Below are 23,212 nucleotides of genomic sequence, written 5' to 3' on the forward strand. Positions count from 1 at the left end.
ATGCACACCGGCTCCGCATGGAGGCAGCCGCTACTTCTGCGGCCCATCCTGCCCACTCTCGCCAGGCGAGGTAATTGTATCATAAAATGCGAAACTCGTAAACTCCGCCGTTAAAATTATTTCCCCGTCCACAGCGATCTCTCCCCGCAGGGGGCAGCCGTTGTCCTCCCTGATCCAAATGGTGGAGAGGATTTTTCCGTCCTGCATGCCGCTCTGATCCACCGTAACGCGCAGGCAGGCCACCTCGTTCCACGTCTCCCGGTTCTCCTCCAGCAGCCAGCCGTCCCGCAGCGCGCTCATCAGCCGGGGCAGGCACACCATGGGGCTGACCGACTGCTCACTCAGGGTCCCGGCGTTCAGGCACAAATCCTCATACTCCAGCCGCAGCTCCGTGCCGTCCACCACGGCCCGGACTCCCGCAATGGTCTCCGGGGCCAGCACCTCCACCGTGGTCTCTCCGTCCGGCACATAGTCGCACTTGAGTGTCGCCTCCCAGAGCTGGTCCCCCTGTCCGCAGGTGACGGATGCCTCCATGCTGCATCCCGCCATGTCATGGTAAGGTGCCCGGGCCGCCGCCGCGTCGCTGATTCCGCCGTTGTCCGCTGGGCCGCCGCAGGCTGTCAGCAGCAGGCACAGGGTTATCATTGGTACGCACTTTCCCTTGCGCACCGTCAAAACCTCCGTCTATTCCAAAATTTCCAAAATGGCTGCCGGGAGCCTTTGGACCACATCTTCCGGCGTCACGCCGTACTCTGAGGCAAACTGTGCCGCCATCTCCCCCGCCCGACCATGGAGCCACACGCCACATGCCGCCGCCTGCACCGGGGTGGCGCCCTGGGCCAACAAAGAGGCGATGACGCCGGTGAGCACGTCGCCGCTGCCGCCCTTGGCAAGCCCGGAGTTTCCGGTGGTGTTTACCAGCACGTTCCCCTCCGGCGTGGCGGTAATGGTCCGGTGGCCCTTCAGCACCAGCACGCAGCCGTGGGCAGCGGCAAAGGCCCGGGCCGCCTCCACCCGGCTTCCGCTCTCCAGCGCACCGGGCACCAGACGGGCAAATTCTCCGTCGTGGGGCGTCAAAATGGTCACCCGCCCCCGGCGGGCGTTCAAGACATCTATATGCGCGGCTGCCGCATTGATGCCATCCGCGTCCAGCACCACGGGTTTTTCCGTCTCCTGCAGCAATGCGCATACCAGCTGTTCCGTCTGCCGGGAGCGTCCCAACCCCGGTCCCAGGGCCATCACCTGACAGTCCGCCATTTTTTCCTTAATTTTCTGTAATGCTTTTTCACTTAACATTCCGTGTTTTTCAATTAGCGGAAACGGCATTGCCGAGGTGCACTTCACTGCCTCTATCGGCCAGATACTCTCCGGCACTCCCAGAGACACCAGCCCGCAGCCGGTGCGCACTGCTGCCGCTGCCGTCAGATACGGCGCGCCGGTATATCCCACCGCGCCGCCTACGACCAGCAGCTTGCCGAAGGTCCCTTTGTGCCCGTCCGGCTTCCGGGGCGGCAGCGCATGACTTGCAAAGTCCGTATCCACGGACTGAATGGAGCACACCGTCTCCCGTACCAGCTCTGCCGGGATGCCGATGTCCCACACCGTCACCTCTCCAGAGCAGAGAGCGCCTTCTCCTACAAACTGTCCGGCCTTTCCAAGCGTAAAGGTAACCGTCTTGTCAGCCTTTACCGCACAGCCTAATATTCGTCCCGTGTCCGCCTCCACACCGCTGGCAATGTCCACCGCCACCCGGCAGCCGCGGCTGCGGTTCATAAGCTCCACCGCCGCAGCGAAGGTCGAATCCGGGCGGATTTCCCGGGAAAGGCCCACGCCGAAGAGGGCGTCCACACAGACGTCCGCCCGCAGAATCCAGGCCCGCTGTTCCGGCTCCTCCGGGTCAAAGGCCTCCAGCTCCACACCGCACTCACTGAGCCGGCCGGTCTCCTCCAGTGCATCAGGCGTCAGCTTTTCGTATGCCCCCGCCAGAAACACCCGCACGGAGACTCCCTTTAGAAACAGCAGCCGGGCGGCGGCAATGCCGTCTCCGCCGTTGTTGCCCGCGCCGCAGAGCACCGCGATCCGGCACTTCCCCGGTTTTCCAGGCAGCAGGGAAAACGCCGCCTCCGCCACACCTGCCGCGGCCCGCTCCATCAGGTCAATGGATGGGATTTTCCGCTCCTCAATGGCCCGCCTGTCCAGCTCCCGCATCTGCGCCGCCGTCGCCAGCTTCATCGCCGTGTCCTCCTGTTCTTGTGAATATGTTTTATTATTATAGGTGCTCCGTGTCCCGATTGCAATCTTCTGTTACCGAATTGTGATGGCTTTCCGGTGGGACTCTGCTATGATGTGTTCAACGCGGGGCCTTGCTCTCTGCGCTCTCCCTGCCGTGAAATGGAGGTTTCTATGAGAAGACAGATGATGTTCCTTTTCATTTCCGCGCTGGTTTTGGCACTGCTGTCCGGCTGCGGCCAAGCCCCTGCCCAGATGCAGGATCCGCAGCCCACGGAAGCGGAGGTGTTGGCGGCCTACGATCAGGCGGCGGAAGTCTACGACTGGTTTGATCTCTGCTCCCTTCCCATCGCTGGCGGCGAACCTCTGGAAGAGGACGGGACACCCTATGACCCGAACAACGACGGCTTCCCCTACTATCCCGTGGAGGACAACGTGCTGAAAACCTACGCCGATCTGGAGACCCGTGTCCGGGCCTGTTTCTCCCCGGCGCTGGCGGATTCCCTTCTGAACAACACCATAAACTACCGGGACATCAACGGCAGGCTCTACAGCATCGACGGTGCCCGGGGCGGCAATCTCTATTTTCTGGATAAAACCGCGGCGGCGGAACAGGTGGACGGGAACCACTGGACGGTGACCATTACCTTCTGGGCTGATTTCGAGGATTCCGTGCAGACGCCCATCCCCGGCACAACCGATACCACCCTCACCCCGGTGGCCACCACTGGCTATTCCAAAACCGTGCTGGATTACGAACAAACGCCGGAGGGCTGGCGCTTCACCAACTTCTGCCCCAGTGACGGTCTGGACCTGGACGCCGACACAGTGTTCACCTTCGATTATGAACAGGCGTTCTCTGGAACGCTGTCCTATCAGGACTACTCCGACTGGCAGTTGGCATGCTACCTGATCCACGCCGACGGTGGCTATGCGGAGGCTCCCAGTGATCTGCTGCTCCACCGCTTTTTGGAACGGCCGGAGGACATTTTAAAGGTCCTGGCCCTGCTGGACGGCGCGCCTTACAAAAACATCTATCCCCATATCGACGGCATCGTGGCCGGGCCGGGCTATGCCGCCGCCAACTGGCTCTATTTCGACGAACAGATGGAATTTCTCTCAGTCCTGGACAACTGCCGGCCGGAGGCCGCCGGGGAGCAGGCGGTGCTGGATAAAATTCAGACAGCCTATGAAACGGCTGCCGAAGACCAGCGCGTCTTTGCCAGCAGCCAGTTCTCCTTCTATGTCGGCGCAGGTTCCGGAATGCTGTGTTTGGGGCAGATGGAGGGCGCTTATCCTTGGGGATATACGGACTTTCCGGAAACGCCCCAGCCCGCCGGGAGGGGAGACAATGGAGAAATTGGATATTCCTTTTCCTGTCGGGGCATGTCTGTGGACTATTTCATGCTTCCAGATGAAACGGATTCCGCTTACATCTTCCGGATGACGGCCACCCAGCCCGGCGTCCCCACCGACGCCGGCATCGAAGTTGGCGATACCGCGGAAGATGTCCAGGCCGCCTATCCCGACGCGGTGGTGATGGGCGCTGTGGGCGAGTGGGAGATGGGAGCCGACTATGCCCTGATCTATGAGCCGGGCGGGTGGGCCTTCTGCAAGCATATTGCCTTTTTCATCAAGAACGGTGTGGTGGTGGAAATTGAGATAGAGGATTTAATGGACGGCCGCCTGCTGGGTGACTGATGTTCTCCCCCAATCCGCTGTTTTTCAGCGGATTGGGGCTTGCTTTTTCATTTTTTTTATGATATAAGTATGAGTTGTTATCAGCGATGAACGGGAAAATAACCGTGAAACGCCGCGTAAGAGAGGGTCGGTCACCGGCTGCAAGCCGACCTGCGGACGCCCGGTTTGGTTCGCCCGGGAGCCGCCGTGGAGACACGGCCGGACGCCCACCGTTACAGGGGCTTCAAGTGCGCGCCCCGCAAAAGGCGTGAATTTGGGTGGTACCGCGGAAGGAATGGCCTTTCGTCCCAATCAGGGACGGAGGGCTTTTTGTTTTGCCCGGAATCGGCAACTTCGGTTTTGCCTGCACGCTGTACGCCCCCATCGCGCAATCCGTCAATCACATCCAAGTAAAGGAGTTACATGTATATGAAAGAACAACTGGAAGCCATCCGCAGCGCCGCACTGGACTCCATCGCCGGCACAAAAGCCGCTGCCGATCTGGAAGCTCTTCGTGTCAAGTACCTGGGCAAGAAGGGCGAGCTCACCGCTGTGTTGAAGCAAATGGGTTCCCTCTCCGCGGAGCTGCGCCCCGTCATGGGCCAGATGGCCAACGACGTCCGCGCTGCGGTGGAGACCGCCATTGAGTCTCAGTCCGCCATTCTGGCGCAAAAAGCCCTGGAGGCCAAGCTGGAGGCCGAGACCGTGGATGTGACCATCCCCGGCAAACACCAGGAGGTAGGCCACAAGCATCCCATGTACACCGTTCTGGACGAGATCAAGGAAATCTTTTTGAATATGGGCTTTGAGATCATGGATGGGCCCGAGATCGAGCAGGCGGATTACAACTTTACAAAACTGAACACCCCGGATGACCATCCGGCCCGGGAGTGGTCCGATACGTTCTATCTGGATGAGGAGTCTAAAACACTGCTGCGGACGCAAACCTCTCCCATGCAGATCCGGGCCATGGAGACCTATGGGGTGCCCATCCGTATGATCTCCCCCGGCCGGGTTTACCGCAAGGACGAGGTGGATGCCACCCACTCCCCCATGTTCCATCAAATCGAGGGACTGGTGGTGGACAAGGGCATTACCATGGCGGATCTGAAGGGCACGCTGAATGCCGTCATCCGCGAGATCTACGGCCCCAATACCGTCACCCGCTTCCGTCCCCACCACTTCCCCTTCACCGAGCCCTCCTGTGAGGTGGACATCCAATGCCACAAGTGCGGCGGTGTGGGCTGCCCTACCTGTAAGGGTGAGGGCTGGATTGAGGTTCTGGGCGCCGGTATGGTCCACCCCAAGGTTCTGCGCAACTGCGGCATTGATCCGGAGGAGTACTCAGGCTTTGCCTTCGGCATGGGGCTGGAGCGCCTGGCCATGGGCCAGTTCAAGATCAGCGATCTGCGGCTGATCTTTGAAAACGACATCCGGTTCTTGTCTCAATTTTAAAGAAAGGAGAGCAATACAACATGTTACTCTCTCGGAAATGGCTGAATGAATTCGTCCAGGTGGATGCAAACGATCACGACTTCTGTGAAGCGATGACGCTCTCCGGCTCCAAGGTGGAGACCACCGTTGTTTTGAATGACTCTCTGAAAAACGTGGTGGCGGGACGCATCATCTCCATGGAAAAGCACCCGGACTCCGACCACATGTGGATCTGCCAGCTGGACATTGGCGAAGCGGAGCCCATCCAGATTGTCACCGGCGCATGGAATATCCATGTGGGCGATCTGGTTCCCGTCGCCAAGCATCAGTCCCTGCTGCCCGGCGGCGTCAAAATTGAAAAAGGAAAGCTTCGGGGCGTGGTGTCCAACGGCATGCTCTGTTCTTTGAAGGAGCTGAACCTCACTGCCGACCACGACTATCCCTACGCCGTGATCACCCCCGCCGCGCTGCTGAATGACTATCATCCCCTGGAGCCGAGCAAACCTTCCATCCCCGCGGACATCCAGCCCGGCCACAAGATTTACGGCCCCGTGGTGGCTGGAAAGGTGCTGGAGTGCGAGCCGCAGCCCGACGGCAGCTATCACACCTGCCTTGATCTGGGCGGCTCCACCGTCGTGCCCGACACCCGGTGCCAGAACATCCATGTGGGAGATTTGGTCGCTTATGACACCAAGAGCGACACCATCTGCACCCCGGCCGACCTCCACGCCGACCAGAAGGAGTTCCCGCACTGTATCTCTGACGGTATCTGGGTTCTCCGTGAAGACGGCGTGAAGCCCGGCGACGACATCGCCTCCGTCATCGGCGCAGACGACCACGTGATGGAGTTCGAGATCACCCCCAACCGCCCCGACTGTCTCAGCGTCATCGGCTTGGCCCGCGAGGCCAGTGCCACCTTCGGCATACCGCTGAATCTTCACACACCTGCGATCAAAGGCTGCGGCGGCAGTATCGCTGAACTGGTGGATATCGACATTGAAGACGGCGACCTGTGCCCCCGGTACACCGCGCGCCTGGTGAAAAACGTGAAAATCCAGCCCTCTCCCGCCTGGATGCGGGAGAGGCTGCGGAACTCCGGTGTCCGCCCCATCAACAACATCGTGGACATCACCAACTATGTCATGCTGGAATACGGCCAGCCCATGCACGCCTTTGACTTCTCATGCGTGGAGGGCGGCCACATCATCGTCCGCACCGCCCGGGCCGGAGAGAGCATCCAGACCCTGGACGGCAAGGAGCACGCTCTGACACCCAATATGCTGTGCATCTGCGATGAGAACAAGCCCGTGTGCGTCGCCGGTGTCATGGGCGGTGCCAACAGCGAGATTATCGGCGATACCGCCATGGTTCTCTTTGAATCCGCCAACTTCAACGGCGCCTCCATCCGCCGCACTGCCACGGCCCTGAATATGCGCACGGAGGCCTCGGCCCGCTATGAAAAGGGTCTGGATCCCATGAACACCATGAAGGCCGTTCAGCGTGCCTGCGAGCTGGTGGAACTGCTTGGCGCCGGCGAGGTGGTGGATGGCGTTATGGACGTCATCGCCAAAGACGCAGCTCCCGTCACCGTGGAACTGACGCCCGCGAAGATCAACGCCTTCCTGGGGATCAGCGTACCGGAGGAGGAAATGCGGAGCATTCTCCTCTCCCTTGGCTTTGGCCTGGATGGGAATACCATTTTGGTTCCCTCCTGGCGGAGTGACGTGGAGCACTGGTCCGACATCGCCGAGGAAGTTGCCCGATTCCATGGCTATAATAAAATTCCGGATACACTCTCCTCCGGCATGAATCCCCGCCGGGGCTGGTCCCCTGTGCAGCAAGTGGAAAACAGTCTGGGCGCCCTGTGCCGCACCGCCGGATACAGCGAGATCATCACCTACTCCTTCATCAGCCCCACCTATTATGATAAAATCGATCTGCCCGCGGATTCCCCCCTGCGCAATTCCATGCGGATTTTAAATCCTCTGGGGGAGGATACTTCCATTATGCGGACCACCACCCTGCCCTCCATGCTGGAAATTCTGGCCCGGAACTACAGCTTCCGCAACAAGTCCGCCAGGCTCTACGAACTGGGCCGCACCTATTTCGCCAAAAACGACGGCACCGGCATGGCGGATGAGCCCAAAGTGCTCTCCCTTGGCGCCTACGGTCCTGAGATGGACTTCTTTGCCCTGAAGGGCGCTGTGGAGACACTGTTGGACGGGATGCGGATTACCGGCGTCACCTATGCTGCAGAGCGTGAGAATCCCTCTTATCACCCCGGCCGCTGCGCCAAAATTTTGTGCGGGGGCAAGCTGCTTGGCGTTCTTGGGCAGGTGCATCCCCATGTGGCGGAGAATTACGGTGTGGACTGCGAGCTGTATGCCGCGGAGCTCGCCTTCGATGCCCTGTATGCCAGTATCGGCGGCAAGGCCATTTATCAGCCCCTGCCCAAGTTCCCCGCCGTCACCCGGGACATCGCCGTGGTATGCGATAAGGCCGTTACCGTGGGAGCTTTGGAGGACTGCATCCGGCGGGGTGCCAAGGGCCTTCTCAAGGATGTGGCGCTGTTTGACATCTACACCGGCACCGGCATTCCCGCAGGAAAAAAGAGCGTTGCTTTCAACCTGACGCTCCGTTCTGACGAACGAAATCTCACTGCAGAGGAAGCGGATGCCGACATCAGGAGCATTCTGGATCTTCTGAAATCCGAATTGAGCGCTGTTCTGCGGTAAGCATTTATTTTATCGGGTCCTGCCTCCCGGCGGGACCCGAAAATCTTTTTGAAAACGCTTTACACTTTTTCAAAAAGCGAGTATACTATTTTTATATCATTCGTTGAATCGTTCCAGTCGAGGAAAGGTGGTGTCTGTATGGACGATTTTACCCGGAAGTTCAATATTGCGATGGAAAAGGACGCGGAGATCCGACAGATCCTGACCACCGTCTATCAGGCATTGGAGGAAAAGGGCTATAACCCCATTAACCAGATCGTGGGGTATATTCTCTCCGAAGATCCCACCTATATCACCAATCACAACAATGCCCGCACTCTGATCCGCAAAGTAGATCGGGACGAGTTGCTGCAGGTTCTGGTTCGCAAGTACCTTGGCCAGTAATGGACTCCGGTGTTTTATAAAATCATCCCGCAGAGCCAAAAGCGCACCTAAATGGTTTGCTTTTGGATCTGCGGGATTTTTTATTGCCACACAACCCCAGCGCCCTGTGGCGTGGCTGAATCTCAGGCACAACCGCAGTTCTGTCATATATCATAAAATAGCGTAAAACACTATCTTTGATTGCTTAACTTGAAAATTCGGCTTTATAGGCTTTTACGCCTTTTTATGAAGACATGAGAAAATGCAGATAAACCAAGGGGGGGGCGCAGCATTATTTATCTCCCAATTCCCTTTTGTAATCCTGAAGTGCAATTAGACTATTCTAATGTATCAACATTCATTTTGGTATGAAAATTGGGCAGTCCCTAAATGAGACTGCCCAATAAACCATTATTGTTTGTTACTTACATTTTCGGTAAGCCAAAATAGAAGCCAATCCTAAAACCATAGGAACACAGGCATATCCAGCATTTAATTGTCCATGATTAAATAATATATATCCTGCACCAGCAAATGTTAGAATTGTAAATATTATGCTTAAACCCAAAGCTATTTTTTTCATAATCTTCTCCGTTGTAAAGTCCGATTCGTCCTTCTATTCGATTCAATATAGCACAATTAACCGCATCGTTCAATGCTTAAGCGTTTCCATCATCTCCCAAATTTTTTCATGTTTTTTGTAAGCAACGTTTTTCCGGATTCACCAAAAGAATTCAAAACACCGCTTCAAGAGAAAACCTATCAGGCGTTAGAAGAATTGCAAATCTCCTTTCAGCGTGTCGATACAGACGAGGCGATTACAATGGAGGATTGTATGCAAATTGACGCAAAACTGAATATGAAAATTATTTTCTATTTTGGGAGACAAGAACTCCTTTTCAGCAAACTGCTCCCGGAGCCTTTCAGGCTCCGGGAGCAGTTCATTTTATGTGTTTTTCCGCAGCAGTCTTATCACAGTTTTGTCAAATCCCGCACGATATTGAGTCGGATCAAATCTGTATCGATATAAATATTCCCTAGGAGCGACGGCTGGTTCCGGTTGTCAAAATTGGTGATCTCCAGGCGAACAACCGGCTTGTTCTCCCCCTTTGGAACAGAAAAACACTCCTGTAAGGCCGGAATCTGTCCACTGTGGGCAGCCTGGATATTGATAATATCCCAAGTGATATCAACTCCCACGGACTGGCGAATAAAATCATAGATAGACCCTGGATAGTCCTCGTGCTTTTTCCAGTCCATATCTGTAAAGCGTTTTGCATCCACACAGTCAATACAGTACATGCACGGATGCCCGTCCGCCTGGTAAATAGAATGGATCTCCGTAATCCAGTCAAATGGAAACAAATTCAGCTTTTGTGCCCGTTCACCCGCAGGGCCATCCCGAACAGACAAAATTTTTAAAGAGGGCTCATAACCGTTTTTCCGGATCAGATCGTACATATTGACTCTTGGGTAAATGGTGGTCTCCACATCCAGCGCAGGCGGATTGACATATGTTCCACTGCCATGGCGGCGAATGATTTTTCCCTCAGTTTCCAATTCCATGAGAACTGCGCGAATCGTGCTTCTGCTCACCTGGAACTTTGCCGCCAACTGATTTTCAGACAGCAGACGGGTACTGTATTCGAAATCCATGCGGTGGATCAGCTCCATAATTTGCTGACGAACCCGCTCCTGGAGACTCTGTTCTCTCTGATCCATGGACTGCTCCTTTTTCTCAATCAGTGCTTTGGCTCTTCCAGTTCCGCACCCATTCATCAAAGGCGGGCAGATGATGCTGGCCCTTGATGGAATATTCCAGAGAGTTGCGGGCCAGGGTGATCAGGGTGTCCTCATCAAAGCCCAGATCCTCTACAAGTCCCTGATATTCCCACAGCAAGTCGCCCACATAAGGTGGATCGTCCGAACTGACTGAGCAAATGACGCCCTGCGCCATCAGCGGCTTGATGGCGTGATCTGCCGGTGTGGGGAACAGGCGGCGGTTGGAACGGGTGCACATGGCAAGTAAAATCTTCCGATCCGCCAGCTCCCGCACCAACGCCGGATCGTCAATGGCACGAACACCGTGGTCGATACGCTGGCACCCCAAGACATTCAGTGCATCCCAGATGTTTCGGCAATCCCCTTCCTCTCCGGCGTGGGCAGTTTTAAACAGCCCCATCTTCCCGGCAATCTCATAGGCCTCCTTGTGCAGGATGCAGGGATAGCTAATCTCCTCACAGTCCATTCCGATGCCGTCCACCATGTCCAGATACGGCTCCAGGTTCTTTACAAATGCCGTGCATTTCTCCGGTGGCTGGCTGCGGTCAATGCCTGCGATAAAGACCAGTTCCACCCCAAAGTCTTTCAGCACCGCCTTTCGGCCCGCCTCATAGCCCCGCATCACCACATCCATGGGAATCCCCCGCTCCTCATTCAGCGGGTAGTCCAAGTGAAGCTCCTGGTAGATAATATTCTGTCGTTTGGCATCCTCGCCCAGATCATAAACCACGTCGTAGTAATCCTCCTCATGGAGGCAGACAGAATTGATCAGACGATCACAGACCATAAACATGTCCAAATTGCCACAATGGGTATGGATGTAGTCCAGCATACCCGTTTCCGTGTCAAAAGGCAAGACAATTTTGTTGCGCTTTGCCAGCCGCAAGGCTGTGCGGGTTGGAATGGATCCTTCGATGTGGATGTGATTTTCTCCCTTGGGCATCTCCCGGATCAACCGTTCCATCCGCTCTGTCAGCATGGATGAGCCTCCTTCCACTGCTTCACCCATTCATCAAAAGCAGGCAGGTGGTGCTGACCCTTGATAGAATACTCCAAAGAGTTTCGGGCCAGGGTAATCAAGGTGTCTTCATCAAAGCCCAGGTTTTCCACAACACCCTGGTACTCCCAGAGCAGATCGCCCACATAAGGTGGATCATCGGAACTGATGGAGCAAATAACACCCTGCGCCATCAGCGGCTTGATGGAGTGATCCGCCGGTGTGGGGAACAGGCGAGTCATGGCATTGGACCGGGTGCACATGGCAAGCAGAGTCTTCCGATCCGCCAGCTCCCGCACCAGCACCGGATCATCAATGGCACGAACACCATGGTCGATACGCTGGCACCCCAAGACATTCAGTGCATCCCAGATGTTCTGGCAGCCATCGTCCTCACCGGCATGGGCGGTTTTGAACAGCCCCATCTTCCCCGCAATTTCATAGGCCTCCTTATGCAGGATGCAGGGATAGCCCTTTTCCTCGCAGTCCATGCCAACACCGTCAACCATATCCAGATACGGCTCCAAATTCTTTACAAATGCAGTACACTGATCCGGCGGAAGTGTGCGGTCGATGCCGGCGATAAAGACAATCTCCACGCCAAAGTCCTTCAAAACCGCTTTCCGGCCCGCCTCATAGCCCCGCATCACCACATCCATGGGAATTCCCCGCTCCTCATTCAGCGGGTAGTCCAAGTGAAGCTCCTGATAGACGATATTCTGTCGTTTGGCATCTTCACCCAGATCATAAACCACATCGTAGTAATCCTCCTCATGGAGGCAGACGGAATTGATCAGACGGTCGCTTTTCATAAAAGAGTTCAGATCCACCACATTTTTTGCAATGAAATCCTTCATGCCAGCCTCGGAGTCAAAAGGCAGAGCCACACTGTTTCGCTTGGCCAGCCGCAGGGCAGTTCGAGCAGGAATGGAGCCTTCAATGTGAATGTGGTTTTCTCCCTTGGGCATCTCCCGGATCAGTTGTTCCATTCGTTTTGTCAACATACAGTTCCTCCTTCTGTCACAGCGGCAGATCCGCTGACTTGTACACCAGCCATCAAAAGGCCGATGGTCTCTCTCTGTGCTTCCTTCTGTGGAATCTGTGCCATGATGCGCCCCTTGTACAGCACCATAATTGTATCGGACAGTTCCAAAATCTCATCCAGCTCCGTGGACAGCAGTAAGACCGCCGCGCCGCGATCCCGCTCCTCCACCAGCCGGGACTGGATGTACTTCGTGGTACCGATATCCAGTCCGCGATCCGGATAAACGGCGATGATGAGTTTTGCCGCCCGATCCAGTTCCCGCCCCACAACAAATTTCTGTTGGTTGCCGCCGGAAAGACGGCCCGCCTGTTCAGCCACGCTGGGTGTCTTCACTTCGTACTTTTTGCATAGTTCCTCATTCCGTCTGGTAATTTCCTTCCAGTGCAGCACGCCATGCGTGGCATATGGCTCTTTGTCGTAGCTCATCAGAATTAGATTCTCATTGACACTCATTTCCTTGATCATGGCCATCTTATAACGGTCTTCCGGAATGTGCGCCACGCCATGTGCCAAAATTTCCTTCGGATGCTTGCCGGTAACATCCGCGTTTTCAACATAGACAGCTCCGCTCTCCGGCTGCAAAAGACCCAGGATGCAGCGGACCAACTCGGACTGCCCGTTTCCGTCCACGCCTGCCACTCCCACAATTTCTCCGGCGCGGACCTGAAAGCTGAGGCCATTCAGACGGGAGACTTTCTCCCGGTCAGTATAGTGCAGATCCCGTACCTCCAACACGGTATCGCCGGGATGTGCCGGTGCCTTGTGTGTCACAAGATCAATGGATTTTCCCACCATCAGCTCTGCCAGTTGTTCATGGCTGTGAATTTCGGAGATGGGCAGATTGGCGGCCGCCACTCTCCCCTGCCGCAGGACGGTGCATTGGTCACAGATGTCCATGACCTCTCCCAGCTTGTGGGTGATAAAAATAATAGTCAGGCCTTCATCAGTGAGCTGGTGGAGCAGAGTGAACAGTGTATCAGTCTCCTGGGGCGTCAGCACAGCGGTGGGCTCGTCCAAAATCAGCAGCTTGGAATTCCGGAACAGTGCCTTTAAAATTTCCAGCCTCTGCTGCTGGCCAATGGTCAGATTCTCCACCTTTTCCCAGGGTGAGATGGGCATGTTGAATTTCTCTGCCAGCGCGGTGAATCGTTGTGCCGCCTGATTCAGATTCAGCCGGAAATGGCTGATCTCCTTATATCCCAGCATGACATTTTCAATCACTGTCAAGGCGGGAATCAGCATAAAGTGCTGGTGCACCATCCCGATTCCGGCGGCAATCGCCTGCTTGGGATCCCGGATGTCCAGCTTTTTTCCATTCAGCCAGATCTCTCCTGCCGTGGGGGTATACAGGCCATAAAGGATGTTCATCAAGGTAGACTTTCCGGCACCGTTCTCTCCCAGCAGCGCGTGAATATGTCCCTTTTCTACGGTAAGGCTCACATCGTCGTTGGCCACCAGATCACCGAAGCGCTTCGTAACATGTTTCAATTCCAAGTATGCCATTCCGCGCCTCCTTACTCTTTTGTGTAGGCCACCGCCGTTGCGGCGGGCGCCCGGGACTTACGGATGAATCCGCACACTGCCACCAAGGTAATCACATAGGGCAGCATCGTGATAATTTGATAGGGAATCCCGGTATTCGCAGCCTGCAGACGGTACTGAAGCGCCATGCCTGCGCCAAAAATCAAGGATGCCCCCATCACACCCACGGGAGAATAGCAGCCCAAAACCACCACAGCAAGCGCCATAAAGCCTTTGCCGGAAACCATGCCTTCTGTAAAAAAGCTCAGCTGCCCCATAGACATATAGGCGCCTGCCAGGCCGGAGAGCAGTCCGGAGAGGAGGATGGTCCACCACCGTGTGGCCAGGATGTTGATACCCAAGGTATCACTGGCCCGTGGGTTTTCTCCCACAGAGCGGACCTCCAGTCCGATGTGGGTTTTTTTCATGATATACCATACCACCGGCACCGCCAGAAATGCCAGATAACAGACAAGGGACTGATTGAACAGCACTCCAACCACAGGGATACTGCTCAGTCCGGGAATCGGCATGGCGTTAAAGGTCTCAATCACCGGAACGCCATTGGTGGTATCAAAGACAATCCGGTTCAGGGTAATGGTCAGTCCGCTGGCAAAAATATTAACAGCAGCACCAACCACCGTTTGATCCGCTTGCATATTCAGTGTGAAAAAAGCAAACACCGCCGAAAATACCATAGTCGCAACCATGGCGATGACTGCACCTGCAAAGGCCGATCCTGTCCAATAGGATCCCGCACAGCCCATCAAAGCCCCCAGCAGCATAAATCCCTCTGTTCCGATATTCACGATGCCCGCATTGGCGCTGAACACCAGACCCAAGCCCGCGATCAGCAGCGGCGTAGACATCCGAATCAGCGAGGAGAGAAAACTTGCGATATCTTCCATCTTATGCCGCCTCCTTTGCCGGATGCTTTGAATCCGCCTTGCGAAGGCGATGGTAGTCAAACATTTTTTTGCCCACCACAAAGACAATGATCAATCCCTGAAGCATATAAATGGTGGCTGTTGGAACGCCGCTCTTCATCTGCATCTTATTTGCGCCGCTTTTCAGTGCACCGAACAGCAACCCGGAGAGCACAATGCCTCCGGAGGCATTTCCTCCCAGCAGCGCCACCGCCACGCCGTCAAAGCCAAAACCGTTGAAGGCGTTTTCCATAATGCGGAATTGGACGCCCATCAACTCACAGGCGCCGCCAAGTCCAGCAAAGCCGCCGGCCAGGAACATGGACAGCAGCGTATTGCTCTTGACATTCATGCCGGCGCATCGTCCTGCTGTGCTGTTCAGTCCGATAACGCGCATCTCATAACCCCGGGTAGTGTGGAATAGGAAGAACTGATAGAACAGGAGGGCTAGAAGCGCCACGATAATGCCCGCATGGAGCCGGGTCCCCGCTAAAAGCCTGGGAAATTGTGCCGTCTCCAGCATTTGTTTGGATTGTGCAAAGTTGCTGCCGCTTTCCATGTCCTTAATCGGTCCTGCAATCATGTAATGTACAAAGTACAGCGCCACATAGTTGAACATGATTGTAGTGATCAGTTCGCTTGCGCCAAAGCGGTTTTTCATGATGGCCGGCAGCGTTCCAAACAGAGCTCCGCCCACAAATGCAGCCAGCAGCGTCACCGGAATGTGAATGGGCGCTGGGAGGTTTAGCTCTGTGCCCGCCAGAACTGCACACAGGGCGCCGATATAGACCTGGCCTTCCGCACCCAGGTTTACCACGCCGCAGCGCTTTGCAATGGCATAGCTGAGACCGGTCAAAATCACCGGCGTTGCCTTGTTCAGTGTCTCACCCCAGGCGTTCAGATTGCCAAGGGAACCGCTGAGCAGGCCGCCGAAAGCCGCAACTGGGTCAAAGCCCATCAGTGCGAACACTGCGCCGGCGATAAGAAATGAGGCCAAGATAGATGCAAGGGGAAAATAGATCTTGTCGACCAGTCTCCCCAGCTTCGCCCCTGTAAGTTTATGTTCCATGGAACCTCCTTTCCGCGCAGCAGATGCGCGGTTTTCCTTTCTCCGTGAATGAAGAGAGGAGCACAGCGAAAGCTTCGTGCGCTGTGCTCCTCCCCCATTTTATTGGATTCAGCCCAGCGTGATGGAAACTTCGCCGGAGGCCAGCGCTTCATAAGCAGCGGTGATCTGCGCCTTTGCTTCGTCGCTGATGTTGGCGGCGGCATCATACCAGTCGGACAAGTACACCACGCCATCCTTTGCGCCCAGCTTTACCACACCAGTGTCGCCGGTCAGCTTGCCGTCCAGATAATCCTGGAATGCCCGCTCATAGACCAGAGAGGTGTCCTTGACCACCGCACAGACCACAGCGTTGGGAGCAACGCTCTCCTGGCCTTCTCCTGAGGCAACGGCAATGATACCGCCCTCTTCCGCAGCCTCGTCCACACCCAGGGCTGCATTGTCGCACATGGGGGCGATGGCATCCACACCGGCATCGATCATTGCCTTGGAGGTTTCCTTTGCGGCAGCCACATCGGTAAAGCTGCCGGTCATAACAGCGTTGATCTCCACATCGGGATTGATGTATTTTGCCCCCTGCTCAAAGCCGGCACGGCCGTTGAGGATGGGCGTGATCTCCATAGCGCCCACAAAGCCCACCTTCTGGTTTGCACTGAGAATCGTGCAAATAGCCCCCTGCATAAAGCCCTGATCTTCATCGGCAATGGCATAGCTGGTAACATTGTCCTGAGTGGTTCCGCCGTTGATGATGATGAACTGGGTATCGGGATAATCGGACACGATGCTCATCGCGGCTTCCTCATAAGAGTTGGTGCTGAGGATGATGATATCATAGCCGTCGGCAGCATAGGTGTTGATGCAGTCAGGCAGTGCGGAGTTCTCCACATTCTCCTGATAGGCAATCTCAGCGCCCATGGACTCAATCTTCAAGAGTCCCTGGTGCGCGGTGTAGTTCCAGCTCATATCACTGATGGGTCCGGACAGAATGCAGGCAACGCGGACGGGATCGGAAGCTTCCCCATTTTCGGTGCCGCCAGATGCGCCGCTTCCAGTATCGCTGGCGTTACCAGACTGGGAACCGCAGGATGCCAGAGAAAGGGCCATTGCCATGGCCAGCAAGATTGTTAAAAACTTTTTCATCAAATTTTCCTCGCCTTCTTAAAAAATTTATATGAATGGATGTGTGCAGACGAACTTTATCGCTTGGGCCGCTTCCTCAGTTTTCAGAGGGATGCCAAAATCCTTTATGCAGTTCCATCAGCTCATCCTCCAGTTCCGGAACAGGCCCGATAATCTCCATCTCCGGCTTTTGCCCGCAGGCGAACACCGCCCGGCAAGGCAGTGCCAGTGTAGGATTGCGGATATCGTCACCGGTATATTCTTTCAGCGTAGACTCACGGCCAATATAGACCAAACGACCCAGGTTGCCCCAATAGATGGCACCGGAGCACATGGCGCAGGGCTCTCCGCAGTTATACATGGTCAGATCCCACATTTCCTCCTTGGTGTACTTCTGGGAAGCACGGCGCATCAGCTCCGTCTCGGCGTGGCCGGTGCAGTCGCCCTTGTGCTCATTTTCGCAGTTCCCCTGCTCCATCAGAATGTTGCCGTCCTTATCGGCCAGCAGGCAGCCAAAGGGATAGTTGCCAGCCTCCTTAGCCTCCCGGCAGATCTCGATGACCCGGCGCAGGAGTTGAACCTCCCGCTCCGGCAGTTCTTCCAGCTTCACTTCATGTCCAGCCTCATACGTAATGGACAGCGTCTCTTTACTCATAGCAATGTTCCTTTCTTGACATTTTTAGGTGGTATGACCTTTTTCTTTAGGGCAAGTGTATCAGGCAGCAGGGGGTAAGCGCAAGGCAAACCAAAGAGGTCGGACAGCTTTTTTCAAATTCTTAAAATACCTCATAAAAGTAGCAGATTGCTGAATTCATCCCTTGAGCATAATGCTTAAATGTTGTCTTTTGTAAAAATCCCAAAAATTATAAAAGAGCATACAAAAGTGGTATTCTTATGAAATCAAATGAGAGCGGAGGTCCCCAAGCAGTTCCTCCCTGCTCCAGATTCTGTCCGCATGGGCAAACAAGCAGTGGTCAAAGTCCAATTTTTCCAACCTGTCCACAAATGGTCTCAGCTTTGCCTGGTTAAAGGGGAGTCCTGCCAAAATATCCTGCAACTGTTCAGGATGCCTCGGATCATAATCCCATTTCAATGTAAACAGCTCTTTGCCGGAAGCATCACCCAAGAATAGAAACCGCTCTTCCGGTATGAAGAAGATGAGGTGATCATCGCTGTGAGGGCCGCCGCAGTCAATCACCTGCACACTGACGCCGCCCAGATCAAATTCTGCGCTTCCCTCCAGCGCAATGTCCGGCGCCGTCACACGAATTACAGATGGATCGGGGTATTCCGCCAGCTTGCTGTGATAGCCAAAGAGGATATCCTGTCCTGCTTTCAGCCGATTGGCCATCTCCTCCGGTGTCCAGTGCCATTCCGCCTCCCTCCTCAGCTGATCTGCACAGCGGTCCGAGGCCAGTGTCACGCCGTGTACAAATGCCGCGCCGTAGCTGTGATCCCAATGATAATGGGAGATTCCTGTGAATGCAGGCAGTGGAAGGCCCCGCATCTGGAGCTCCTTATAAAACAGCTCCACATGCGCCCGTGAGGCGCCTGCATCCACCGCAAAGGCCATTCGTTCGCCTCGGATATACCCCAAAGCCGGTCGGTCAGAGCGGTAGTCTGCCTCCAGAAACCAAATATGTTCATTGATTTGATGCAGCAAGCAATCCCCTCCTGAAAATTTTGGAATAAGAAAGGCGCCAGACTACCGCAGCCGATAATCAAGCGCCCTTGCTTTTGAAAAAAAATATGGCATTTGTAAAAAAAATACAAGATTTCTCAAGAAAAAAGCTGTCCGACCTCTCCATGTTCCATTGCTTTTTTTCCCCTTCCTTCTTACTCTTTTTATATAAGCAACTTTCATTGATATCCCCACTTTTGATAAGGAGACAGAATTGCCATGGGAAATCCTGTTGTTTGGAAAGACTGCAAATTTTTATTTGCCACCGCTGATCCCGCTGATATCTCTTCCGGGCTCTCTGTATTGGTCGATCACGAAAAAATTCTGAAAGTGGCTCCTTATGAGGCCTTAGTCAAGCAGTATGGGGAGACTGCTGCATCATGGGATGTGGTGGACTGTTCCCATAAGCTGGTGATGCCGGGCCTTGTGGATGGGCACAACCATCTGTGCAATACCCATATGAATCTCTCCAGAATTTTTGGAATCAACTATGACAACATTGCAGAGCATATGTTTACCACTATCCACGATCCCTATGGCTGGATGACGGAGGAGTGCTTGTACGACATCTCGTTTTTGTCCGCTCTCAATGCCATAAAGCACGGTGCCACTACCATTGAAAACAGCACCATCCTGCCGGATACCGCCTTCCGCGCCATGCAGGACGCTGGCTGCCGCGGTATCCTGGCTCCCCAAATGGCCACCTCCTTCCGACTGGAAAACGACGATTTGAACTGGAAACAAATGTTGGATCGAACGGAGCGCTGTATCCGGGATTACCATGATCCCACCCATGGCATGTCCGTTGCGGTTCACATTCACGATCAGTGGGATACCCTGGAAGAGGTCATGCTGCGGGGCATGGCCATGGCCCAGAAGTACGATACCAAATATGTCACCCACTTTTGGGAATTTTCCGATGCCAGGGACCGGGCAGACCGCCAATTCGCCTCTGAAGGAGGCGCTTTCCTTCATTATCTGAACAAGGGCCTTATCAATGAACGGTGTGTATTTTTCCACGGCAGCGTGCTGCGTGAATCAGAAATCGATCGCCTGGCTGCCACCGGAGCCTCTGTCATTCACAACCCGGAGATCAACGGCACCAACTGCGGAAATTGTGCGTACATTCCCTATATGCTGGATGCCGGCGTGAATGTGGGCGTTGGCAGTGACTATGGTTCCCTGGACGTCATGACCTCTATGAAGCTCTCTCTGCTGGTCCATAACATTATGCCAAGGGCCAAAAAAGGACTGGCCCCCCACCAGTCTTTCCACCTTGCTACTTTGGGCGGTGCCAAGGCTTACGGCCTGGAAGATATGATTGGATCTGTGGAACCGGGGAAGCGGGCGGATCTCATCAGCATTGACTTGGCGCAGGCCACGCATCTGGCGCCTATGGCCGCCTCTGCCATCGCCTATGGCCCTGAGATTTTGTTCTTTCTGTTTATCCGCGGCTGTGCCGGTACGGAAACCTGTGACACAATGGTAGACGGGCGTTTTCTCCGGCGTGACGGCCGGTTTTTGCTCACGGATGAGCCCGCGGCCATGGAAAAGGCAAATTATTGGTTTGAAAAATTTCTGCCGGATCTGGCCAAGCGCCGAGCCGACGGCGGACATTTTGCCCGACAAATTCATCCTGATTACCTCTGCGAGAGCGATGTGGATTTGGAAGCCCTTCTCTCTAAATAGAGCGCCGCTTTCTTCCAGCTGCGGTAACAGCGGCGTGGCGGACGAGCACTTTTGTAAAAGTCGCTTGTCCTATCGGCATCGGAGATAGAAGGCACGTATGGAAATTGATGAATGAATTGTAAGTCAAAGCGATTCCCATACAGTATATAGCCATCATCCTGTTAAATGGAGTTGCTTTTTCACTTCATTTGTGCTATTATAATTATCGTAATCAAAAAAGAACCGTCGTAAAGAAGGGCTTTTGGTATTGCACCGTCAGGGTGCCATATGGAAGGCTCTTCTTTTTTATATACCCTTGCCCCGCCAAAACTAAATCAGAAAGAACCGTCTTTTGAAGAAGGGCTTTTGTGATCCTGCTGTAAGGTATGAACATAATAAGCCCTTCTTTTTTATTTCTCTGCAATAAAAATTCTATGACCACTCTGTGGTGCGACCATGTGTCATAAAAATAGCATCTGCGCCATTTTTATAGTTTAGGGTCTATCAACGCATCGTGCGATATAGAAATAAAACCATACCATAAGGAGGATCACAATGAACATGATCAAAGTGGAAAAGCGCGACGAGCAGGCAACAGCCAGACAGCTGCGGCGGGCTGGCATTGTACCCTGCTGTGTCTATGGCGGCGGACTCAAAAATTCGATTTCCATCCAAATGAGACAGCAGACTGCCGCACAGTTGTTCCGGGAAAAGCGGGTGGGAAGCCGTGTCCAGTTGGATCTGGACGGCAAACTCTTTCCCGTACAAATCAAGGAGCGGACGAGAAATGCTTTGGATGGCACAATCGAACATATCCAATTCCAGGCGCTGAAAGCGGATCAAAAGATCAACAGTGTTGCCCATATCTTCCTGAAGAATGCGGATGCGGTCCCCGGAATCCTGGAGCAAATGATCTACGAGGTTCCGTTTGCCTCGCTCCCAGAGGACATGATCGACACGGTCTTTGTTGATCTGGGGGATGCTACGGCAGGAATGGAGATAGCAGTAAACGATATCCCGGAATTTCAGAGTGACCGCATTGAACTGCAGATCAAGAAGGACAGCATGGTCCTTCGGATCAGCGACAAAAAGCGCATTTCCCCGTACAGTGCGGAGTGATCATTAACGATATTACAAATACCAAAAGTCCTGGAACGCCATGCTGCCGCATAGCGTGAAAGAAACTTCTGCACAAACGAAAGGAGTACATGATGCAGCTGGTTGGACAAGCAATTCGACACGAAACATTTGGAAAGGGCATTATAACAGACTGGGACGAACGTATGCTGACAGTCTGCTTTCCCTCAGGGGATAAAAAGTTCCTCTATCCAGATGCGTTTGCCAGACATTTGACACTAAAAAACAGCGCCATGCAGAATAAAATCCAGCGCCTTCTGAATGCACAGGCGGCAAAAAAAGAGGCGGAACTGCAGGCTGTACAGCAGGCGCAGGAAAAAAGACGTCTTTTGCATACGATGAAAATATCCCCTAACTCGCAGGCGGTGTTGGACATCCCGGCAGAGCAGGAAAAAGAGGTGTTTTCCACATGGTCAGTATCCACGGGGCATTATCTCAGCGGGTATTCAAAGGGAGAGCCTCGGATCCCCAACCGGTTGAAGCCGAACTCGCTGTGTCTGCTGACCAGGCGGGAGGATGGAGCGCCGGAACAAGAACGCCGGATCATCGGCGCATTTATGGTTGAGGAAGATTTTTGGGGGATCGATTGCTGCGATGGTGTGGTAAATGCTCACCCAGCATACCGTATCGCGCTGAGGCAGGAAAATACGCTGGCGTTCTGGCCTTATATTGCGGAGGACCCTGCCAAGCAGAGATGGGGACATACGAAGCTGAAATATTTCTCCAATAGAACTGCAGAAAAGATCCTCTTTGATATACGGGAGTTCTGCCATACTAAGAAGGAAAAGGACGCCGTTGAACAGTTTTATCAATATTTTTGTGGACTAAATCGACTGACGCCCAGAAAAGAGCAGGAAGAGGAGCCCTGCAGCTGATTGCAAAATTTTTTCGGAGATCTGCAACGAACCACATGGATTTTCCCACGCCATGCCGTCCGGCTTGGCGAATCTTCGCAGCATGGGATACATCCGCTGCCGGCGGCGTAAGTGTGCCGCATCCATGACCGGAGTAGTGGAACCATCGCCAAATCTCCCAGAAGATTGGTTATCAAATAAAGCCAGCCGTTTCTCCCCTCCAAGTGCCGGTGTCGACACGCGGATTTCCCTTTTATCGAAAGCAGAGCGGAATCCATAAAACGGATTCCGCTCCGCTGTTCTTATTTTTATGTTCCCTGTCTCCCAGCGGTGCAGAATTCCCTTCAATCAGGTAATCCTGTTTGAGGGGATTTTCTCCGTTGGACGGTCTCTACTGCGGAAATTCCCTTTCACGATACTGTAAAGGCGTCATTCCCGTGTACTTCTTGAAAATCCCGAAAAAAGTCTACATGGGCACGGTCTAAAGGCGTTGACTCATTTGTTACAAAGGCATGGATGGCTATAGTATGTCGGATGATATTACGGAAGGCATATATACGAGTGTGACGAATGAAATGGCGGAGATCGCCGTTCGGATAATAGATGCATTTCTTGTGGAATTGTTGGCAAAGGCAAGAGAATTGGGACCAATAGAAAAGTTTACATGAGCGAAATGGGAAATTATAAAAGCAGCAGATAAAACGATAAAAAAGTTCTCCAATCGTAACGATTGGAGAACTTTTTTGGTACGCCCGGCTGGATTCGAACCAGTGGCCTACAGAGTCGGAGTCTGTCACTCTATCCAACTGAGCTACGGGCGCATTTACACAAGACGTATCCATTCATACATCCTGACATAGTATAGCAATGTTTTTTTCAATTGTAAAGTCTTTTCTTTGAAAATTTTCACAAAAAGAACATTTAAAATTAGCCAGAAAAGATTGTTAATGAAATTGACAATGTGGACATTTTAAG

20 protein-coding genes and 1 tRNA gene are annotated in these 23,212 nt (G+C 53.9%); 7 read left to right on the forward strand and 14 right to left on the reverse strand.

The window, feature by feature from the left end:
• Window positions 1–30: 30 nt before the first annotated feature.
• Window positions 31–669 carry a hypothetical protein gene (locus BMZ81_RS12015; protein WP_091132439.1) on the reverse strand — a complete coding sequence of 213 codons (639 nt, stop codon included), beginning with the start codon at window positions 667–669 and terminating at the stop codon, window positions 31–33.
• 15 nt (window positions 670–684) lie between these two features.
• Window positions 685–2,232: an NAD(P)H-hydrate dehydratase gene (locus BMZ81_RS12020; RefSeq protein WP_091132441.1), complete on the reverse strand. Its 1,548-nt coding sequence runs from the start codon at window positions 2,230–2,232 to the stop codon at window positions 685–687.
• A gap of 171 nt (window positions 2,233–2,403) precedes the next feature.
• On the opposite strand from BMZ81_RS12020, the gene BMZ81_RS12025 reads away from it, so the two are divergent.
• From BMZ81_RS12025 to BMZ81_RS12040, 4 genes are all read left to right on the forward strand, one after another.
• Entirely contained in the window at window positions 2,404–3,930 is a 1,527-nt protein-coding gene (locus BMZ81_RS12025; RefSeq protein WP_091132442.1) for a hypothetical protein, read from the forward strand.
• A 408-nt stretch (window positions 3,931–4,338) separates the two neighbouring features.
• Window positions 4,339–5,364, forward strand: a complete 1,026-nt coding sequence (gene pheS, locus BMZ81_RS12030; RefSeq protein ID WP_091132445.1) for a phenylalanine--tRNA ligase subunit alpha — start codon at window positions 4,339–4,341, stop codon at window positions 5,362–5,364.
• A gap of 20 nt (window positions 5,365–5,384) precedes the next feature.
• Complete coding sequence (gene pheT / locus BMZ81_RS12035; RefSeq protein ID WP_091132447.1) at window positions 5,385–8,078, forward strand: phenylalanine--tRNA ligase subunit beta; 2,694 nt, start codon at window positions 5,385–5,387, stop codon at window positions 8,076–8,078.
• A gap of 138 nt (window positions 8,079–8,216) precedes the next feature.
• Window positions 8,217–8,462, forward strand: coding sequence for an IreB family regulatory phosphoprotein (locus BMZ81_RS12040; protein ID WP_091132449.1), 246 nt, complete (start codon window positions 8,217–8,219; stop codon window positions 8,460–8,462).
• A 400-nt stretch (window positions 8,463–8,862) separates the two neighbouring features.
• On the opposite strand, the gene BMZ81_RS14130 is transcribed toward BMZ81_RS12040, so the two are convergent.
• The 10 genes from BMZ81_RS14130 to BMZ81_RS12090 form a co-directional block, all read right to left on the reverse strand.
• A complete protein-coding gene (locus BMZ81_RS14130; RefSeq protein ID WP_177187307.1) occupies window positions 8,863–9,024 on the reverse strand; it encodes a hypothetical protein in 162 nt (53 codons plus the stop codon).
• A 389-nt stretch (window positions 9,025–9,413) separates the two neighbouring features.
• Entirely contained in the window at window positions 9,414–10,163 is a 750-nt protein-coding gene (locus BMZ81_RS12050) for a GntR family transcriptional regulator (protein ID WP_177187308.1), read from the reverse strand.
• A gap of 16 nt (window positions 10,164–10,179) precedes the next feature.
• The gene (gene add / locus BMZ81_RS12055; RefSeq protein WP_091132454.1) at window positions 10,180–11,202 is read right to left on the reverse strand and encodes an adenosine deaminase; all 1,023 of its coding nucleotides are present in this window, start codon (window positions 11,200–11,202) and stop codon (window positions 10,180–10,182) included.
• Window positions 11,196–12,224 carry an adenosine deaminase gene (add, locus tag BMZ81_RS12060; RefSeq protein WP_091132457.1) on the reverse strand — a complete coding sequence of 343 codons (1,029 nt, stop codon included), beginning with the start codon at window positions 12,222–12,224 and terminating at the stop codon, window positions 11,196–11,198. The genes add (BMZ81_RS12055) and add (BMZ81_RS12060) overlap by 7 nt, the downstream gene beginning before the upstream one ends.
• Window positions 12,218–13,768 (reverse strand): ABC transporter ATP-binding protein, encoded by a 1,551-nt coding sequence (locus tag BMZ81_RS12065; RefSeq protein WP_091132459.1) that lies wholly within the window; start codon window positions 13,766–13,768, stop codon window positions 12,218–12,220. Before BMZ81_RS12065 ends, add (BMZ81_RS12060) begins: the two co-directional genes overlap by 7 nt.
• Window positions 13,769–13,779: 11 nt before the next feature.
• The gene (locus tag BMZ81_RS12070) at window positions 13,780–14,694 is read right to left on the reverse strand and encodes an ABC transporter permease (RefSeq protein WP_091132462.1); all 915 of its coding nucleotides are present in this window, start codon (window positions 14,692–14,694) and stop codon (window positions 13,780–13,782) included.
• A 1-nt stretch (window position 14,695) separates the two neighbouring features.
• Window positions 14,696–15,781, reverse strand: coding sequence for an ABC transporter permease (locus tag BMZ81_RS12075; protein ID WP_091132465.1), 1,086 nt, complete (start codon window positions 15,779–15,781; stop codon window positions 14,696–14,698).
• Window positions 15,782–15,889: 108 nt separating this feature from the next.
• On the reverse strand, window positions 15,890–16,918 hold the full coding sequence (locus BMZ81_RS12080) for a BMP family protein (protein WP_091132467.1): 1,029 nt from the start codon (window positions 16,916–16,918) through the stop codon (window positions 15,890–15,892).
• Window positions 16,919–16,994: 76 nt separating this feature from the next.
• Window positions 16,995–17,552 carry a nucleoside deaminase gene (locus BMZ81_RS12085; RefSeq protein ID WP_091132470.1) on the reverse strand — a complete coding sequence of 186 codons (558 nt, stop codon included), beginning with the start codon at window positions 17,550–17,552 and terminating at the stop codon, window positions 16,995–16,997.
• A gap of 237 nt (window positions 17,553–17,789) precedes the next feature.
• A complete protein-coding gene (locus BMZ81_RS12090; RefSeq protein WP_091132472.1) occupies window positions 17,790–18,560 on the reverse strand; it encodes an MBL fold metallo-hydrolase in 771 nt (256 codons plus the stop codon).
• Window positions 18,561–18,797: 237 nt separating this feature from the next.
• Between BMZ81_RS12090 and BMZ81_RS12095 the strand changes: the two genes are divergently transcribed.
• From BMZ81_RS12095 to BMZ81_RS12105, 3 genes are all read left to right on the forward strand, one after another.
• Complete coding sequence (locus tag BMZ81_RS12095) at window positions 18,798–20,267, forward strand: amidohydrolase family protein (protein WP_091132474.1); 1,470 nt, start codon at window positions 18,798–18,800, stop codon at window positions 20,265–20,267.
• A 534-nt stretch (window positions 20,268–20,801) separates the two neighbouring features.
• Window positions 20,802–21,365 (forward strand): 50S ribosomal protein L25/general stress protein Ctc, encoded by a 564-nt coding sequence (locus BMZ81_RS12100; RefSeq protein WP_091132477.1) that lies wholly within the window; start codon window positions 20,802–20,804, stop codon window positions 21,363–21,365.
• A gap of 89 nt (window positions 21,366–21,454) precedes the next feature.
• Window positions 21,455–22,258, forward strand: coding sequence for a hypothetical protein (locus tag BMZ81_RS12105; protein ID WP_143072780.1), 804 nt, complete (start codon window positions 21,455–21,457; stop codon window positions 22,256–22,258).
• Here BMZ81_RS12105 and BMZ81_RS13945 read toward each other — a convergent pair.
• Complete coding sequence (locus tag BMZ81_RS13945; protein ID WP_143072781.1) at window positions 22,208–22,585, reverse strand: hypothetical protein; 378 nt, start codon at window positions 22,583–22,585, stop codon at window positions 22,208–22,210. The two genes, BMZ81_RS12105 and BMZ81_RS13945, sit on opposite strands and share 51 nt — an antisense overlap.
• Before the next feature lie 396 nt (window positions 22,586–22,981).
• Window positions 22,982–23,058 (reverse strand) — tRNA-Arg (locus tag BMZ81_RS12110).
• Between the last annotated feature and the right edge of the window lie 154 nt (window positions 23,059–23,212).

It is taken from the genome of Oscillibacter sp. PC13 (assembly GCF_900115635.1).
Lineage (GTDB): Bacteria > Bacillota > Clostridia > Oscillospirales > Oscillospiraceae > Oscillibacter.

Bases quoted from the DNA above. Each gene is read 5' to 3' on its own strand.
- BMZ81_RS12080 (WP_091132467.1), bottom strand. From the start codon at position 16,918: ATGAAAAAGTTTTTAACAATCTTGCTGGCCATGGCAATGGCCCTTTCT.
- BMZ81_RS12025 (WP_091132442.1), top strand. From the start codon at position 2,404: ATGAGAAGACAGATGATGTTCCTTTTCATTTCCGCGCTGGTTTTGGCA.
- BMZ81_RS12040 (WP_091132449.1), top strand. From the start codon at position 8,217: ATGGACGATTTTACCCGGAAGTTCAATATTGCGATGGAAAAGGACGCG.
- BMZ81_RS12065 (WP_091132459.1), bottom strand. From the start codon at position 13,768: ATGGCATACTTGGAATTGAAACATGTTACGAAGCGCTTCGGTGATCTG.
- BMZ81_RS12100 (WP_091132477.1), top strand. From the start codon at position 20,802: ATGAACATGATCAAAGTGGAAAAGCGCGACGAGCAGGCAACAGCCAGA.
- BMZ81_RS12085 (WP_091132470.1), bottom strand. From the start codon at position 17,552: ATGAGTAAAGAGACGCTGTCCATTACGTATGAGGCTGGACATGAAGTG.
- pheS (WP_091132445.1), top strand. From the start codon at position 4,339: ATGAAAGAACAACTGGAAGCCATCCGCAGCGCCGCACTGGACTCCATC.
- BMZ81_RS12095 (WP_091132474.1), top strand. From the start codon at position 18,798: ATGGGAAATCCTGTTGTTTGGAAAGACTGCAAATTTTTATTTGCCACC.
- BMZ81_RS12105 (WP_143072780.1), top strand. From the start codon at position 21,455: ATGATGCAGCTGGTTGGACAAGCAATTCGACACGAAACATTTGGAAAG.
- BMZ81_RS12050 (WP_177187308.1), bottom strand. From the start codon at position 10,163: ATGGATCAGAGAGAACAGAGTCTCCAGGAGCGGGTTCGTCAGCAAATT.
- pheT (WP_091132447.1), top strand. From the start codon at position 5,385: ATGTTACTCTCTCGGAAATGGCTGAATGAATTCGTCCAGGTGGATGCA.
- BMZ81_RS14130 (WP_177187307.1), bottom strand. From the start codon at position 9,024: ATGAAAAAAATAGCTTTGGGTTTAAGCATAATATTTACAATTCTAACA.
- add (WP_091132454.1), bottom strand. From the start codon at position 11,202: ATGCTGACAGAGCGGATGGAACGGTTGATCCGGGAGATGCCCAAGGGA.
- BMZ81_RS12020 (WP_091132441.1), bottom strand. From the start codon at position 2,232: ATGAAGCTGGCGACGGCGGCGCAGATGCGGGAGCTGGACAGGCGGGCC.
- BMZ81_RS12075 (WP_091132465.1), bottom strand. From the start codon at position 15,781: ATGGAACATAAACTTACAGGGGCGAAGCTGGGGAGACTGGTCGACAAG.
- BMZ81_RS12070 (WP_091132462.1), bottom strand. From the start codon at position 14,694: ATGGAAGATATCGCAAGTTTTCTCTCCTCGCTGATTCGGATGTCTACG.
- add (WP_091132457.1), bottom strand. From the start codon at position 12,224: ATGTTGACAAAACGAATGGAACAACTGATCCGGGAGATGCCCAAGGGA.